Annotated in this window: 13 protein-coding genes; 10 read left to right on the top strand and 3 right to left on the bottom strand. The window is 63.8% G+C overall.

The window, feature by feature from the left end:
* Positions 1–3 precede the first annotated feature (3 nt).
* The gene (locus DDE76_RS00405) at positions 4–897 is read right to left on the bottom strand and encodes a helix-turn-helix domain-containing protein (protein ID WP_104892279.1); all 894 of its coding nucleotides are present in this window, start codon (positions 895–897) and stop codon (positions 4–6) included.
* A 154-nt stretch (positions 898–1051) separates the two neighbouring features.
* Here DDE76_RS00405 and DDE76_RS00400 point away from each other — a divergent pair, with 154 nt between their 5' ends.
* The 6 genes from DDE76_RS00400 to DDE76_RS00375 all read left to right on the top strand — a co-directional run bounded on the left by DDE76_RS00400 (position 1052) and on the right by DDE76_RS00375 (position 7088).
* Entirely contained in the window at positions 1052–2290 is a 1239-nt protein-coding gene (locus DDE76_RS00400; RefSeq protein ID WP_104892278.1) for an amino acid ABC transporter substrate-binding protein, read from the top strand.
* Between the two features lie 83 nt (positions 2291–2373).
* Complete coding sequence (locus tag DDE76_RS00395) at positions 2374–3246, top strand: branched-chain amino acid ABC transporter permease (protein ID WP_104892277.1); 873 nt, start codon at positions 2374–2376, stop codon at positions 3244–3246.
* Positions 3243–4175, top strand: a complete 933-nt coding sequence (locus DDE76_RS00390) for a branched-chain amino acid ABC transporter permease (protein WP_104892276.1) — start codon at positions 3243–3245, stop codon at positions 4173–4175. Before DDE76_RS00395 ends, DDE76_RS00390 begins: the two co-directional genes overlap by 4 nt.
* Positions 4175–4903, top strand: coding sequence for an ABC transporter ATP-binding protein (locus DDE76_RS00385; RefSeq protein ID WP_104894779.1), 729 nt, complete (start codon positions 4175–4177; stop codon positions 4901–4903). Before DDE76_RS00390 ends, DDE76_RS00385 begins: the two co-directional genes overlap by 1 nt.
* Positions 4896–5612: an ABC transporter ATP-binding protein gene (locus tag DDE76_RS00380; RefSeq protein ID WP_104892275.1), complete on the top strand. Its 717-nt coding sequence runs from the start codon at positions 4896–4898 to the stop codon at positions 5610–5612. The genes DDE76_RS00385 and DDE76_RS00380 overlap by 8 nt, the downstream gene beginning before the upstream one ends.
* Positions 5613–5636: 24 nt before the next feature.
* A complete protein-coding gene (locus DDE76_RS00375; protein WP_104892274.1) occupies positions 5637–7088 on the top strand; it encodes an aldehyde dehydrogenase in 1452 nt (483 codons plus the stop codon).
* Positions 7089–7152: 64 nt separating this feature from the next.
* Here the strand turns inward: DDE76_RS00375 and DDE76_RS00370 are convergent, their stop codons facing one another.
* Together DDE76_RS00370 and DDE76_RS00365 are read right to left on the bottom strand one after the other, a co-directional pair.
* Positions 7153–7686 carry a 2,4'-dihydroxyacetophenone dioxygenase family protein gene (locus DDE76_RS00370; RefSeq protein ID WP_104892273.1) on the bottom strand — a complete coding sequence of 178 codons (534 nt, stop codon included), beginning with the start codon at positions 7684–7686 and terminating at the stop codon, positions 7153–7155.
* Between the two features lie 27 nt (positions 7687–7713).
* Positions 7714–9417 (bottom strand): thiamine pyrophosphate-requiring protein, encoded by a 1704-nt coding sequence (locus DDE76_RS00365; protein ID WP_104892272.1) that lies wholly within the window; start codon positions 9415–9417, stop codon positions 7714–7716.
* Positions 9418–9627: 210 nt separating this feature from the next.
* Here DDE76_RS00365 and DDE76_RS00360 point away from each other — a divergent pair, with 210 nt between their 5' ends.
* The 4 genes from DDE76_RS00360 to DDE76_RS00345 all read left to right on the top strand — a co-directional run bounded on the left by DDE76_RS00360 (position 9628) and on the right by DDE76_RS00345 (position 14329).
* Positions 9628–10395, top strand: a complete 768-nt coding sequence (locus DDE76_RS00360; protein ID WP_104892271.1) for an IclR family transcriptional regulator — start codon at positions 9628–9630, stop codon at positions 10393–10395.
* Between the two features lie 68 nt (positions 10396–10463).
* Entirely contained in the window at positions 10464–12323 is a 1860-nt protein-coding gene (locus tag DDE76_RS00355) for a feruloyl-CoA synthase (RefSeq protein ID WP_104892270.1), read from the top strand.
* A gap of 3 nt (positions 12324–12326) precedes the next feature.
* The gene (locus DDE76_RS00350; RefSeq protein WP_104892269.1) at positions 12327–13568 is read left to right on the top strand and encodes a thiolase family protein; all 1242 of its coding nucleotides are present in this window, start codon (positions 12327–12329) and stop codon (positions 13566–13568) included.
* Positions 13568–14329: an SDR family NAD(P)-dependent oxidoreductase gene (locus DDE76_RS00345; RefSeq protein WP_104892268.1), complete on the top strand. Its 762-nt coding sequence runs from the start codon at positions 13568–13570 to the stop codon at positions 14327–14329. Before DDE76_RS00350 ends, DDE76_RS00345 begins: the two co-directional genes overlap by 1 nt.
* The last annotated feature ends 3 nt before the right edge of the window (positions 14330–14332 follow it).

Raw genomic sequence — 14332 nt, 5'->3', positions numbered from 1 at the left:
AGCCTATGGCCAGGCCGCGTAGGAGCCACCGTCGCGTACTTGGCCCAGGGCTGCCTCCTGCCGGAACTGGCGTGGGGACTTGCCACCCAGCCGCTTGAAGAAGCGTGAGAAATAGGCGGGATCGTCAAAGCCGAGATGGGCAGAGATTTCCGCGATCTGCAGCCCCGAATTCTCGATCATCTGCCGCGCCTCGGCATACAGGCGCGCATGGATCAGGGCCAGCGGCGTCTGTCCGGTTGCCCGCTGCACGGCGCTGGTCAGCCGGTCGACGCTGACCCCGAGATAGCGGGCATAATGGGCCACCGTCCAATGCGAGCGCATCTGCTGGTCCACCATGGTGAGGAAATTGCTCACAATGGTGCGCGGCGCCGGCCGGGCCGTCGATGGCGCCAGATCCGAGGTGCGCCAGAGCAGGATCGCCACAATCGCAAGCTGATGCCTTACCATGTCCTGCGACCCCGAGGCATTGAACCGCAATTCCTCGCTCATCAGCGCGAACAGTGTTGCCAGTCGCGCCGCCACATTGCGCTCGATCCGTGTGCCCAATTGCGGCCGGGCCGCGAAGCGCCGCAGGTCCTCGGCAATATTGCCGGGCAGGGCAATCTGGCCCAGCGCGATGTCGGAAATCGACAGCCAGGCCCCGCGCGCTCCGGCCTGCAACATCAACTCGGCGCGTTGACTGGCCGGGATCCAGATGAGGTTTGGAGCCTGCAGCGGCGCCGTCTCGCCCTGGGTTGCGACGGTACCCGCGCCCGCCGAAAGGACAAACACGCAATTCTGCCCGCCCGGCAAGGTCCACCTGGCCGTATCCAGCGTCGTCTCGATCACCTGGCCGTCCAGTTCGCGGGCCAGGTCGACAGGAGTACGAAGCTTCAGCGGTGTTTCGATCTGGTGCATTTCCCCTCGATTTCCCGGCAAAAGTACAAGTTTCTCCGAAAAAAGTCTATTCTTGTTGGTGCGGCTTCCCGTGTAGCGTTCGACCAGTAGCCGGAGAAAAGTACAAAACATCCCGGCTCGACCGGCCCGGCAAACGGGCCCACAGGAGGAACCCATGACTCTGTATTCACGCAGAACAACCCTGCGCGCCATCGGTCTTGCCGCGGCCTTGCTCGCCGGCGCTGGCTCCATGGCCGTCATCGCCCAGGACACCGGTGATCGCACTTCGGTCAAGATCGGCTATGCCATTTCCAAGACCGGCGCCAATGCCGGCGGCGCCGGTATCACCACGCTGCCCAATTACCAGCTCTGGGTGCATGAAGTGAACGGGGCCGGCGGTCTCGAGATGCCCGATGGCAGCCGCCTGCCCATCGAAGTGATCGAATATGATGACCGTTCGGCATCCGAGGAAGTCGTGCGTGCCATTGAGCGTCTGGCGACCCAGGACAATGTCGATTTCATCCTGCCACCCTGGGGCACCGGCTTTAATCTTGCCGCAGCGCCGCTGTTCGACCGCTTCGGCTATCCCCAGCTTGCGGTGTCGGCTGTGACCGACAAGGCCCCCGAATTTGCCGCGCGCTGGAGCAAGAGCTTCTGGATGCTCGGTGGCGGCCATGACTATACCGAGGCCCTGGCCGACATCCTGACCGACCAGCACGAAGCCGGTACCATCAACAATGATGTCGCGGTCATCTCGGTTGCCGATGGCTTCGGCATCGATCTGATCACCGCCGCACGCCAGTCTTTTGCCGATGCCGGCATCAATCTCGTCTATGACGTGACCTATCCCGTGGGCACCACCGACTTCACGCCGATGCTCAACGAGGCCGCCGCTTCCGGCGCCGATACCTTCGTAGCCTTTTCTTATCCGCCCGACACCTTCGCGCTGACCCAGCAGGCACAGGTCGCGGCCTATAATCCCAAGGTTCTCTATATGGGCGTGGGCGTCGGCTTCCCGGTCTATGCTGCCAATAATGGCGACAAGATCGAGGGTATCATGAGCCTTGGTGGCATCGACATCACCAATGAAGCGGTCATGGAATACCGCGCCCGCCATACCGAATTCATCGGTCAGGCGCCCGATTGGTGGGGTTCGGTCATCACCTACAACAGCCTGCAAATGCTTGAAGAGGCGATCAAGCGCCGCGGCCTCGATCGCGAAGCGGTTGCCGAGGAGCTTTCGAACGGCACCTTCGAGACCGTGCTGGGCGAGGTCAAGCTTGAGGATAATCAGCTCCGCACGCTCTGGTTCGGCGGGCAGTGGCAGGACGGCAATTTCGTCGCCGTCGCGCCGTCTGATCGGGAGGGCGCGGTTGCACCCAGGCTGCCCAAGGCCCCATGGCCGGCGCAATAGGACCAACCAAATTTCGGCGGCCGTGCGATAGCCTCGTGCGGCTGCCCACCTCGCGCTCCGCGCTGGGACAGGTGAAACATTAGATGATCACGACACTTATTACCGGGCTGGTGCTGGGCGGCACCTATGCGCTGGTCGCCATGGGGCTGACGCTGCAATATGGCATCTCGCGCATCATGAACCTTGCCTATGGCGAGATCCTGATCTTTGCCGCCTTTGCGGCCTTCCTGCTGTTCTCCACTCTCGGGATCAATCCGATCCTTGGCCTCGCCATCGTGCTGCCCCTGGCCTTCGCCTTCGGTTACCTCATCTATGGCGTGATGATGCAGCCACTGGTGGCGCGCTCGAAAAAGAGCGGCACGCTGGAAGTGGATTCCATCCTGGCCACCTTCGGCCTGCTGTTCGTGATCCAGGGCGTCATGCTGGTGGTCTTTGGCTCGAACTATACGAGCTATAATTTTCTCAACACCGGCATCAATGTGCTGGGCACCAATATTGCCGCCAATCGCCTGTTGGCCTTTGCGCTGGCTGTCATCATCGGCGCGACCTTGTTCTATGTGCTGACCCGCACCCGCTGGGGCACCACCATTCGCGCCATCGCCGTCAATCCCGATGCAGCACCCTTGGTCGGTATCGACGTCAACCGCACGGCACGCTTCGCCTTTGCGCTCGGGACCATGCTCGCCGCCTCCGGCGGGGTGATGATCTCCATGTACCAGACCTTCAACGCCTCCATGGGCGTGGTCTTCACCATGAAGGCCCTGGTCATTGTCATCATGGGGGGGCTGGGCAATCTCATGGGTGCGCTGGTCGCCGGGCTTCTGCTCGGCATCGTCGAGACGCTGGTGGCCACCCATGTCGATCCGGGCCTCACCCTGGCGGCTACCTATCTCCTCTTCCTCGGGGTCCTCTTGTGGAAACCCTCGGGCCTGTTCGGAAAGGCTGCCGGACGATGACCCGCACCATTCTTGGTTTCATTCTTGTTGCCCTCGGCCTGGCCGCGCTGGCCTTCCTGCCGACCCAGCTTGGCGCCTATGGCGTGGGTCTTTTGCTGGGCATGACCGGCTATGTGGTTCTGGCCAGTGCCTGGGCACTGTTTTCCGGCCCCACCCGCTATGTATCGCTCGCCACGGTCGCTTTTTTCGGCATCGGTGCCTATACCGTCGCGGTACTGAGCGAAGCGCTGCCCTATTGGGCGGTGCTGCTGGTTGCCGCCGGCATTGGGCTCTGCGTGGCGTTGGTGGTCGGGCTTGCAACCCTGCGCCTGGCCGGCGTCTATTTCGTCATCTTCACCTTTGGCCTGGCCGAACTGATCCGCCAGCTCGTCACCTGGTATGAGGTCAATGTCACCGGCACGTTGGGACGCTACATCTTCCTGCCCATCACGGCCGAGCAGATCTACTGGCAATTGCTCGGGCTGGCCGCCATCACCATTGCCATCGGTTGGTTCATCTCGCGCTCCCGGCTGGGCCTGGCGCTCAAGGTCATCGGTGACGATGAAACCGTGGCGGCCCATACCGGCATCAACATAGCCGGGGTCAAGCTTGCCCTGTTCGCGGTCAGTGCCACCATCATCACCCTGGTCGGGGCCATCCAGGCGCCACGCTGGACCTATGTCGAACCTTCCATCGTCTTTAATCCGACCATTTCCTTCCTCACCCTCATCATGGCCTTGCTCGGTGGGGCCAACCGGCTCTGGGGTCCGGCGCTGGGGGCGATCCCCCTATTCCTGCTGTTCGAATGGCTCAGCGCCAATTTCCCCAACCACTATTCGATCATCCTGGGGCTCTTGTTCATTGCCATCGTCTTCGTCGTGCCGCGCGGCGTCCTGGCGGGAGCCGAGGATTTCTGGAAGCGCCTGCGTAGCAATGGGGAGGCTGCATGATGACGACGCTTCTCGACATCACGAACCTCAGGAAGCAGTTCGGTGGTTTGACCGCCGTCAACGATGTGAGCTTCACCGTGGCCGAAGGCGAGACGGTCGCCCTGCTCGGGCCCAATGGCTCGGGCAAGACCACCGTGCTCAACATGATCTCGGGCGCATTCGCCCCCACTTCGGGTGCCATTGCGCTGGCGGGCGAAGACATTGCCGGCCTCGCGCCCAACCGCATCGCCCACAAGGGCGTGGCGCGCACGTTCCAGCTGGTGCGTATCCTGCCTTCGCTGACCGTGGCCGAAAATGTCATCGCGGCTTTGGCCTTCCGCCCCAACCATCTCTGGGGACAGGCGGCACGCGACCGGGCCGAGCAATTGCTGGCCGAAGTGGGGCTGGGCGGACGTGGCGACGAGCACGCCAATGACCTCACCTATATCGACCAGAAGCGCATGGAGCTGGCCCGGGCGCTGGCCGCCGAGCCGCGCCTGCTGCTGCTCGATGAATGGCTGTCCGGCCTCAACCCGACCGAATTGCGGACCGGCATCGACCTCATCACCTCGCTTGGCCAACGCGGCATGACTGTGCTGCTGGTCGAACACATCATGGAAGCGGTTCGGGCGCTCTGCAGCCGCGCCGTGGTGATGAATGTGGGCACCAAGATCGCCGACGGGCCGACCGCCGATGTGCTTGCCGACCCGGCCGTGATCGCCGCTTATCTCGGAGACGGTCATGCTTGAAGTCACCAATCTCTCGCTGCGCTATGGCCGGCACCTGGCGCTCAACCAGGTCTCCCTGCGCATTGCCGAAGGCGAAACCGTGGTCATCCTGGGCGCCAATGGCGCCGGCAAGTCCTCGCTGCTCAAGGCCATTGCTGGCCTGGCCAAAGCCGAGGCAGGGTCGGGCGTGACGCTCGACGGCAAATCGATCCTGGGAACGAAACCCCATCTCATTCCCGAGGCCGGCATCGCTCTGGTGCCGGAGGGAAGGGGCGTCTTCGGCGACCTGACGGTCGAGGAAAACCTGCTCCTGGGAGCCAATCCCAAACGGGCGCGGGCCAGCGAGACCGAACGCCATGCGCTGATCTTTGACCTGTTCCCGCGCCTTGCCGAACGCAAGGGGCAGCTGGTGCGCACCATGTCGGGCGGCGAACAGCAGATGGTGGCCATCGGCCGCGCGCTGATGAGCCATCCGCGGTTCCTGATGCTCGACGAACCGAGCCTGGGGCTCGCGCCCATCGTCGTCACCGAACTCTTCGGGGCGCTGAAACGGGTCAAGGAGACCGGTGTCGGGCTCCTCTTGGTCGAGCAGAATGTCTCGATCTCGCTGTCGATTTCCGATCGCGGCTACCTCATGGAGGCGGGCCGCATCACCGGTGAAAATTCTGCCGAGGCGCTCAAGACCGACCCGGCAGTGCAACAGGCATTCCTTGGCGGCGCGGCCGCCTGACACGATTACAGAAGGAGAAGGGCAATGGACCAGCTGGGCTTGCTCATTGGCAATGAAGATCAACAGGCTTCGGGAGGCCGCGTTTTCGAACGCAAGAACCCGATCACCGGCGCGGTGGCGACCCGCGCCGCTGCGGCAAGCGTGGATGACGCGCAACGCGCTGCGGATGCTGCCGCCGCGGCCTTTCCCGAGTGGTCGCGCAGCGTCCCCAGGGAGCGCCGCAAGATCCTGCTCAAGGCCGCAGAAATTCTCGAAGAAAAGGGCCCGCTCTTTGTCGAGGCAATGGGGGCTGAAATCGGCGCAACCGCCGGCTGGGCCATGTTCAATGTCATGCTGGCCGCGGACATGCTGCGCGAGGCTGCGAGCCTGGTGACCCAGATCAAGGGCGAGATCGTGCCCTCCAACCGCCCCGGCTCGACCGCCATGGCAGTGCGCCAGCCTGCCGGCGTGGTGCTGGCCATGGCGCCCTGGAATGCCCCGGTCATTCTCGGCGTTCGCTCCCTGGCAACACCTCTGGCCTGCGGCAATACCGTGGTGATGAAGACATCCGAGCTGTGCCCGCGCACACATCGCCTGATCGTCGAAAGCCTGCTCGAAGCCGGGCTCCCCAAGGGCGCCCTGAACGCCGTGTCCAATGCGCCCCAGGATGCCAGCGAGATCGTCGAGACGCTGATCGCGCACCCGGCAATCCGCCGTGTCAATTTCACCGGCTCAACGCGTGTGGGCCGCATCATTGGCGAAAAGGCCGGGCGGTATTTGAAGCCCGCTTTGCTCGAACTGGGCGGCAAGGCGCCTTTCGTCGTGCTCGATGATGCGGACCTCGACGAGGCTGTCGCCGCAGCGGCTTTCGGCGCCTATATGAACCAGGGCCAGATCTGCATGTCGACCGAGCGCATTGTTGTCATGGACAGCGTGGCTGACGCCTTTGTCGAAAAGCTCGCGGAAAAGGCCAGGACCCTGGTCGCCGGCGACCCGACCACGGGCCAGACCCCGCTCGGTTCGGTGGTCGATGCCACCGCCGCAACGCGGCTCGAACAACTGGTCAAGGACGCGACAGCAAAAGGCGCAGTGCTCGCCGCCGGTGGCAGGATCGAGGGCACATTGATCGATGCAACCCTGCTCGACAAGGTCACGCCCTCCATGCGCATCTATGCCGAGGAATCCTTCGGGCCGGTGGTGACCGTGGTGCGGGTCAGCTCCATCGACGAGGCCGTGCGGGTGGCCAATGACACCGAATATGGCCTCTCCTCCGCCGTCTTCGGCAAGGACGTCAATCGGGCGCTGGCCGTGGCCCGTCGCATCGAAAGCGGCATCTGCCACGTCAACGGTCCGACCGTGCACGACGAGGCGCAAATGCCGTTTGGCGGCGTCAAGGCCTCCGGTTATGGCCGCTTCGGCGGCAATTGGGGCATTGCCGAGTTCACCGAACTGCGCTGGATCACCGTGCAGGACGGGCCGATCCATTATCCGATCTGATCGAGAGGGCGCCCAAGCTCCACTACCCTCCCCTCAGGGGGGGGAGGGTAGGAAGGGGCCACTCCTACCGGAACAGCGAGTTCACATAGTCTGCCCCTATCCCGACTTTGTCGTAATGCTCGCGGCACATGGCGATGTAGTTGTGGACGTCGAAAAAGCCGTTGGGTTCGCCATCCTCGTCCAGCCAGATCAACGGGCCGGTGACAGTGAAGAACACGCGCATCGGCTCTTCGTGCTCATACGCGACCAGCGTATGGCCCTCGCCGGGGGTCTCATAAACGAAATCGCCCTTGGTGGCGGTCCAGTCATGTTCCAGATACCCCCACTTGCCCGACAGGGTCAGCGCAAACACCTCATGGGGGTGATAGTGCCGGTTTACCAGCCCGGCCGTCTTGGCCATCAGGATGTCGCACCACTTGTTCTGTGTGGGTGAAATCCACAGGGGCCGCGACGAGACGGTCTCGGTAAAGGGCACGTAATATCGCTCGTCCTCGGTGGGCGCATTGGCCAGATACACCTCGGGCAGCGCATCGGGCTGGAACACCTTGGTGATGGGTTTTAGATCCTTCCAGAATTCATTATCGGCTTTTTCGGGCATTGGGGGCCTCCTCTTCTTTGCTGCGCTTCAGTTGCGCATGGTGACGTCGAGCAGCGCGAGACCGCGCTTGTCGGCGATGTGGGCGAGCGCCTGTTGTAGAGCCTCGTCGAGTTCGTTCGCATTGCTGACTCTGGCCGCAAAGGCACGGCTGGCTCTGGCGATCTGCACGAAATCCGGGCTGGGATTGAGCGCGGTCAGCGGCATCTGGTTGGCCTTGGCGGCATAACCATCGGGATAGATATCGGTCACCGAATGGCGCACGGCGGCCCATTCGGCATTGTTCATGATGATGACCAGCAGCGGCAGCTCCAGCGCTTCGGCAATCTGGTGGCAGGCCACCGGATTGGCGAACATGTAGGACCCGTCGCCCATCGTCGCGACGACGAGGCGCTCCCGGTCGGCCAGTTGCATGCCCAGCGCTGCCGGAAAGGACCAGCCAAGCCCACCGGCATGCGGCTCCTGATACCAGGCCTGGTGGTGGGAAAGGGTCATCGTTTCCATCGGGCAGCCACGCTCGGAAAGCAGGATCGCATTGCGCCCGGCAATGGTGTCCGACACGACCCGGGCGACGTAGTTGGCGCTCATGACGCCGTCGCGGCCCGCCTCAGCCCTGGCGAGGGCCGCCTGCCGTGTCGCGGCATTGCGTGCCACGATCTCGCTGCGCCGCGCCGCCACGACATCACCAGGAGTGTGGCCATCCAGCGCGGCCGCCAGCGCTAGAATGGCATCGGGCAATTCGCTGGCAATGGAAATATCCGACCGGAAATTGCGGATCGGCGTCCGGGCTTTCAGCGGATCAGGCCCGATATGCACCACCATGGCGTCGTCCCGGACCATATGCACCTGCTGCGACCAGGGCGCGAGACTGTCGAGAACGATGACGAGATCGGCCTGTTCCAGAAGCGGTGCAGGGTCGCAGCCGGCATGCATGTCATGGTCGGTCGGCAGCGCCAGTTGTACGGCCCAATACTGGCACACCGGGATCGCCCAGCGGTTCACCAGTGCCGAGAGCGCAGCAAAAGCCTCGGCATTGCCCGCGCCATGCTGAGCGAAGACCACTGGAAACTTCGCCTTGGCGATGCGCGCGGCGAGATCGGTGATTAGGCGCTGGTCGGCCGCGATGTGCGCCGGTTGCATGCTCAGCGGCCTGGCTACATCCGGGCCCGCATAGCCTTCGCACAGCACTTCGCGGGGAAGGGCCACATAGACCGGCCCCTTCGGCGTCGAATTGGCTATCGCATAAGCGCGGTCGGCCAGCTCCCCGACCTGCTCGGGAAAGCGCAGCTCATAATCCCATTTGCTGGCCTCACGCACCAAGGCGGTCTGGTCGCGCATTTCCTGGCCCCAGCCAATGGGCACGGTGCGCGCACCGAAGCGGCCCTGCTCGGTGGTCGGTGTGCGGCCGGAGAACAGCAGCACAGGGATATTCTCGACGGCCGCGTTGATGGCCCCGATGGCGCAATTGGCCAGCCCCACATTGGTGTGCGCCATCACCACCTGCGACCTGCCGGTGGCCAGGTAGTAGCCATGCGCCATGCCCATGGCGGCGCCCTCATGTGGCATGACCAGAGCCTGTGGCAGCGGCACGCTCTTGGCGGCAGCCTCCGCCAGCCCCTCGATGATGGGCGGGAAATCAGTGCCGGAATTGGCGAAGATATAGTCGACACCGATGGCCCTGAGCCGCGCCAGCAACGCGCCGCCCGCCGTCAGGGATGGAACGTCTCGTTTCATTTATCTATTATAGTTCTCGTTGTTTTGATAAAAGCGTGCGAACTATGGTCTTGCCTGTCAAGCAGGATGCCGTCGGGGCAAAAAACGACCGCGAATCCGGGGCAAAATGGCCGATGGCGGCGCCGGTTCGGTCGGTATCGATCAACTGACTGGGCCAGTCGCGTGATTCAGGACCGCGCGGTCTTATCTATTTTTGAGAAATGTGGTGGCATGGCGCAGCAGCTCAATAATTCGGTGGCCAGGGCCTTTGCCATTCTGCGCCTTCTTGGACGTGGGCGGCCGCGCATCACTGTGGCCGAGGTGTCGGCAGAACTGGAGATCAATGCCATCACCGCCCATCGCTTCCTCAAGACGCTGGAGGCAGAAGGGGCGCTGGTGCAGGTGTCCAAGGGCAGCTACCGGCTGGGCTACGCGCTGGTTGACCTGGGCGACCGGGCCCATGACGAAAACCGGCTGGGCCAGTTGCTGCAGCCCGCGCTCGACACCGTCACCGCAGAGATGCGCGAGGCGAGCATGGCCACCATCTATCAGGCGGGCATGGTCGTGTGCATCGCTCGTGCCACGCCGCCCCGCTCCCTCTCGGTCGATATCCGTGTCGGGGACCGGCTTGAGGCCTATTGCACCGCCCATGGCAAGCTCTGGCTGGCCCATCTTGGTCCACGCGAGCGGGCCCGCTATTTGGAAACGGTCCGGCTTGACGCCCTGACAGACCACACCATCACCCGCCGCCGCGATCTCGAATCTGAACTCGATGTCGTCCGCCAGCGCGGATATGCCTATAATCTGGGAGAACGCGAGGACGGAATCACCGCCCTGGCCGTGCCGGTCCGGACCCGCGGCGGCAGGATGGTCGCCGGCCTCTCCATGTTCGGGCCGACCTCCCGTATCGATCGCGCTGAACTTGACCAGGGGCTCGATCGCCTGCGCAGGGCCGCCGACGCGGCGGCGCTGCTATTGCATGGCCGGGCAGTGGGGTGAAGGCGGCTTGCTACCCCTTGCGACAATATTAGTTATGTGTCATAACAATATCCGTGAGGAGGATACTCATGGACCTTAGGACAACCCCGATCCGCCCCGTGCGGCTGGGCAATATGGCTGCGCGGGCCGAGCGTCGCGCCGATGGCACAAGCATTATCGGCTCGGTCGAAGAGCTGGGCCCCTATCCGCGCGCTATTGTGGATGCGCTCGAAGACTGGGGCGCCCGCACGCCAGACGCCATTCTGATTGCTGATCGGGAGGGTGAGGGTTGGCGCAAGCTGAGCTTTGCCCAGGTGCTGGAGCGCATTCCACCACTGGCCCAGGCGCTGCTCGATGCGGGTCTGTCGCCCCAACGTCCATTGATGATCCTCTCGGGCAATGAAATAGAGCATTTCCTGCTCGGCATGGCGGCCATCTGGGTGGGTATTCCTTACGCGCCCATCTCGCCGGCCTATTCCCTGATCTCAACCGATTTCGGCAAGCTGCGTCACATCGCCGGGCTCCTCACCCCCGGCATGATCTACGCCAGCGACGGCGCAAAATTTGCGCCTGCCATTGAGGCGGTCTTTGGCGCCGATGTGCCACTCATCGTGCGCGCCAACCCGATCGACGGGCGTGCCGTCAGCGTCTTCGATGACCTGCTGGCAACGCCGGTGACACCGGCCGTCGCGGCGGCGCATGCCGCCATCACGCCCGATACGGTGGCCAAGGTGCTGTTCACCTCCGGCTCTACCGGCCTGCCCAAGGGCGTCATCACCACCAATCGCATGATGGCCTGCAACCAGCAGATGATCCGGCAGGCGTTGGCTTTCGTCCAGGACGAGCCGCCGGTGCTGCTTGACTGGATGCCCTGGAACCACGTCGCCGGCGGCAGCCACAATACTGGCATCGCCATCTATAATGGCGGCACCTTCTATATCGATGATGGTCAGCCCACCCCGGCTCGCTTCGGTCGCACGCTGGAAAACCTCAAGACGGTCCAGCCAACATTCTTCACCAATGTGCCCAAGGCCTACGAGTTCCTGGTCGCGGCCTTTGACGAGCATCCCGAAGCGCGACGCAATCTCTTTGCCCGCTTGAAACTCTTGCAATATGCCGGCGCCGGCCTCAGCCAGCATGTCTTTGACGGGCTGGATCGCGCCGCCCGCGCTGAAACCGGCGAGCGGGTGATGATCATCACCGGCTATGGCTCGACCGAAACGGCGCCCTTTGCCTTCACCACCACCTGGGCAGTGGAAGAGGCCGGGCATATCGGCCTGCCTGCCGCCGGCATGACCATCAAGCTGGTGCCCAATGGCGACAAGACCGAACTGCGTTTGAAGGGCCCCAATGTTACGCCCGGCTATTGGCGGGACGATGAAAAGACCCAGGAAGCCTTTGACGAAGAGGGTTTCTACAAGATCGGCGACGCCGTGCGTTTCGCCGATGCCGAAGACCTCGCCAAGGGCTTTGTGTTCGACGGTCGGGTCACCGAGGATTTCAAGCTTTCGACCGGCACCTGGGTCAATTTCGCGGCCGTGCGCGGTGCGGTCATTGCCGCCTGTGCGCCGCTGATCCGCGATGTGGTGGTCACCGGGCTCGACCGCAATTTCATCGGCGCCATGATCTTCCCCGATCTGGCCGCCTGCGCGCGCCATGCCGGCCTGCCCGCCGAAACCGAAGCGCGGGCCATTCTTGCCCATCCTGCGGTGCGGGAGAAATTCGCCGAAAGCCTGGCCATCCTGGCGCAGCAATCCACCGGCAGCTCCAACCATGTCGCGCGGGCCCTGCTGATAGCCAACGCCCCCGACATCGACAAAGGCGAGGTGACCGACAAGGGCTCGATCAATCAGCGCGCCGTGCGCACCCATCGTGCCGCGCTGGTCGAGAGCCTTTATGCCGATACACCCGGCCCCGACATCTTCGTTCTTGCCCGGAAAGGCGCCTGAGATATGAGCAAAGGCCTTCGCCTCACCTTCGACGACGCCTACCTGCTCGGTGGCGCCCGCACCCCCTTTGTCGATTATCGCGGCGCGCTGAGCGACGTGTCGCCCATTGATCTCGGCATCAAGGCGGCGCGCGCTGCCATCGAGAAGACCGGCGTCAAACCGGCCGATATCGGCCACACCATTGCCGGCTCTATGGCCCAGGCCTCGTTCGATGCCTATGTCACCCCGCGTCATATCGGGCTTTATGCCGGCGCGCCCATCGAAGCCCCAGCCCATCTCGTGCAGCGCATCTGCGGCACCGGTATCGAGGTGATTGCCCAGGCGGCGGATTCGGTCTCGCTGGGGCGCGTCGACCTGGCGCTGGCGGCGGGTTGTGAATCCATGAGCCGCAATCCCATCGCCGCCTATACCCATCGCAATGGGTTCACCATGGGCAAGGTGGAGTTCAAGGACTTCCTCTGGGAAGCGCTCTACGACCCGGCCGGTTGCGTCAATATGGGCGACACCGCCGAGAACCTGGCCAAACAATACAATATCCCGCGCGAGCGGGTCGACCGCTTCGCCGAGCGTAGCTTCAACCGCGCCATCGCTGCCCGCGACGGCGGCATTCTGGCCGAGGAAATCGTGCCGGTGGTGAGCGAGGCTTTCGAGATCGAGACACTCGACACGCGCGGCATCAAGCTGCCGCGGGGGGTCGAAAGTGTCGATACCGATAGCCACATCCGTCCCTCGCCCTATGAGGTGCTGGCCAAGCTGCGGCCCGCCTTTGGCGGCGTGCAGACCGGCGGCAATTCCTCCGCCATTGTCGATGGGGCAGGGGCCGTGCTGGTCGCCTCGGGCGCCTATGCCAAGGCCAGTGGGCACAAGCCGCTGGCCCGCATCCTTGCCAGCGCCGCTGTCGGCGTGCCGCCGCAGATCATGGGCATCGGCCCGGCCCCGGCCATTCGCGCCGTGCTCGAAGTTGCCGGCATGACGCTCGACCAGATCGGCCGCATAGAAATCAACGAAGCCTTCGGCGCCCAGATCCTGGCCTGTGTCGATGAACTCGGGCTTGATGAGGACAAGCTCAACGTCAATGGCGGCGCCATTGCCATCGGCCATCCGCTTGGCGTCACCGGCATCCGCCTCGGCCTGACCCTGGCGCTGGAGCTCAAGCGCTCCGGCACCCGCTATGGCATCGCTTCGGCCTGTATCGGCGGTGGGCAGGGCATTGCCCTCCTCATCGAAAACCCGGAGGCCGTGTGATGGATATTGCGGGCAAGGTCGCCTTCGTCACCGGCGGCGCATCGGGACTCGGTGCCGCCACCGCAAGGGCGCTGGCTGCGGCTGGCGCCACCGTTGGCATTTTCGATCGTGATGCGGACAAGGGTCAGGCCATTGCTGATGAATTGGGCGGGCAGTTCTTTGCGGTGGACGTATCGGAGGCTGCCAGCGCCGAGACCGCTGTGGCGGCTGCGATCGCCGCGCTCGGTACGCCCTCTGTTCTGGTGAATTGCGCCGGTATCGGCACCGCAGCACGCATTGTCGGGCGCGACGGGCCCATGCCGCTGGATGCCTTCTCCCGCGTCATCAATGTCAATCTGGTCGGCAGCTTCAACATGATGCGGCTTTGCGCCCATGCCATGTCGCTGGCCGAGCCGGACGAGAATGGTCAGCGCGGCGTGGTCATCTCCACCGCCTCGGTCGCCGCCTATGAGGGGCAGATCGGCCAGGCCGCCTATGCCGCCTCCAAGGGCGGCATTGTCTCGCTCACCCTGCCGGCGGCGCGCGAGTTTGCCCGCTTCGGCATTCGCGTGCTGGCCATCGCGCCGGGCCTGTTCCTGACGCCGCTGCTCGAAGGCCTGCCGCAAGAAACGCAGGACGGGCTGGCCGCCGCCATCCCCAATCCTCCGCGCCTGGGCAAACCCGGCGAGTTTGCCGATCTGGTGATGGCCATGGTGGGCAATGAATATCTCAATGGCGAAGTGGTGCGGCTCGACGGCGCCCTGCGCATGCAGGCCAAATAGGAG

Origin of the sequence: Devosia indica (assembly GCF_003056405.1) — a bacterium.
Taxonomy (GTDB): domain Bacteria; phylum Pseudomonadota; class Alphaproteobacteria; order Rhizobiales; family Devosiaceae; genus Devosia; species Devosia indica.
Note: the sequence above shows the minus strand (reverse complement) of the source record. Positions and strands in the feature narration are given on the sequence as shown.

Coding starts and splice junctions, on each gene's coding strand:
- DDE76_RS00390 (WP_104892276.1), top strand. CDS start 3,243: ATGACCCGCACCATTCTTGGTTTCATTCTTGTTGCCCTCGGCCTGGCC.
- DDE76_RS00355 (WP_104892270.1), top strand. CDS start 10,464: ATGGACCTTAGGACAACCCCGATCCGCCCCGTGCGGCTGGGCAATATG.
- DDE76_RS00405 (WP_104892279.1), bottom strand. CDS start 897: ATGCACCAGATCGAAACACCGCTGAAGCTTCGTACTCCTGTCGACCTG.
- DDE76_RS00375 (WP_104892274.1), top strand. CDS start 5,637: ATGGACCAGCTGGGCTTGCTCATTGGCAATGAAGATCAACAGGCTTCG.
- DDE76_RS00380 (WP_104892275.1), top strand. CDS start 4,896: ATGCTTGAAGTCACCAATCTCTCGCTGCGCTATGGCCGGCACCTGGCG.
- DDE76_RS00370 (WP_104892273.1), bottom strand. CDS start 7,686: ATGCCCGAAAAAGCCGATAATGAATTCTGGAAGGATCTAAAACCCATC.
- DDE76_RS00385 (WP_104894779.1), top strand. CDS start 4,175: ATGACGACGCTTCTCGACATCACGAACCTCAGGAAGCAGTTCGGTGGT.
- DDE76_RS00360 (WP_104892271.1), top strand. CDS start 9,628: ATGGCGCAGCAGCTCAATAATTCGGTGGCCAGGGCCTTTGCCATTCTG.
- DDE76_RS00350 (WP_104892269.1), top strand. CDS start 12,327: ATGAGCAAAGGCCTTCGCCTCACCTTCGACGACGCCTACCTGCTCGGT.
- DDE76_RS00395 (WP_104892277.1), top strand. CDS start 2,374: ATGATCACGACACTTATTACCGGGCTGGTGCTGGGCGGCACCTATGCG.
- DDE76_RS00400 (WP_104892278.1), top strand. CDS start 1,052: ATGACTCTGTATTCACGCAGAACAACCCTGCGCGCCATCGGTCTTGCC.
- DDE76_RS00345 (WP_104892268.1), top strand. CDS start 13,568: ATGGATATTGCGGGCAAGGTCGCCTTCGTCACCGGCGGCGCATCGGGA.
- DDE76_RS00365 (WP_104892272.1), bottom strand. CDS start 9,417: ATGAAACGAGACGTTCCATCCCTGACGGCGGGCGGCGCGTTGCTGGCG.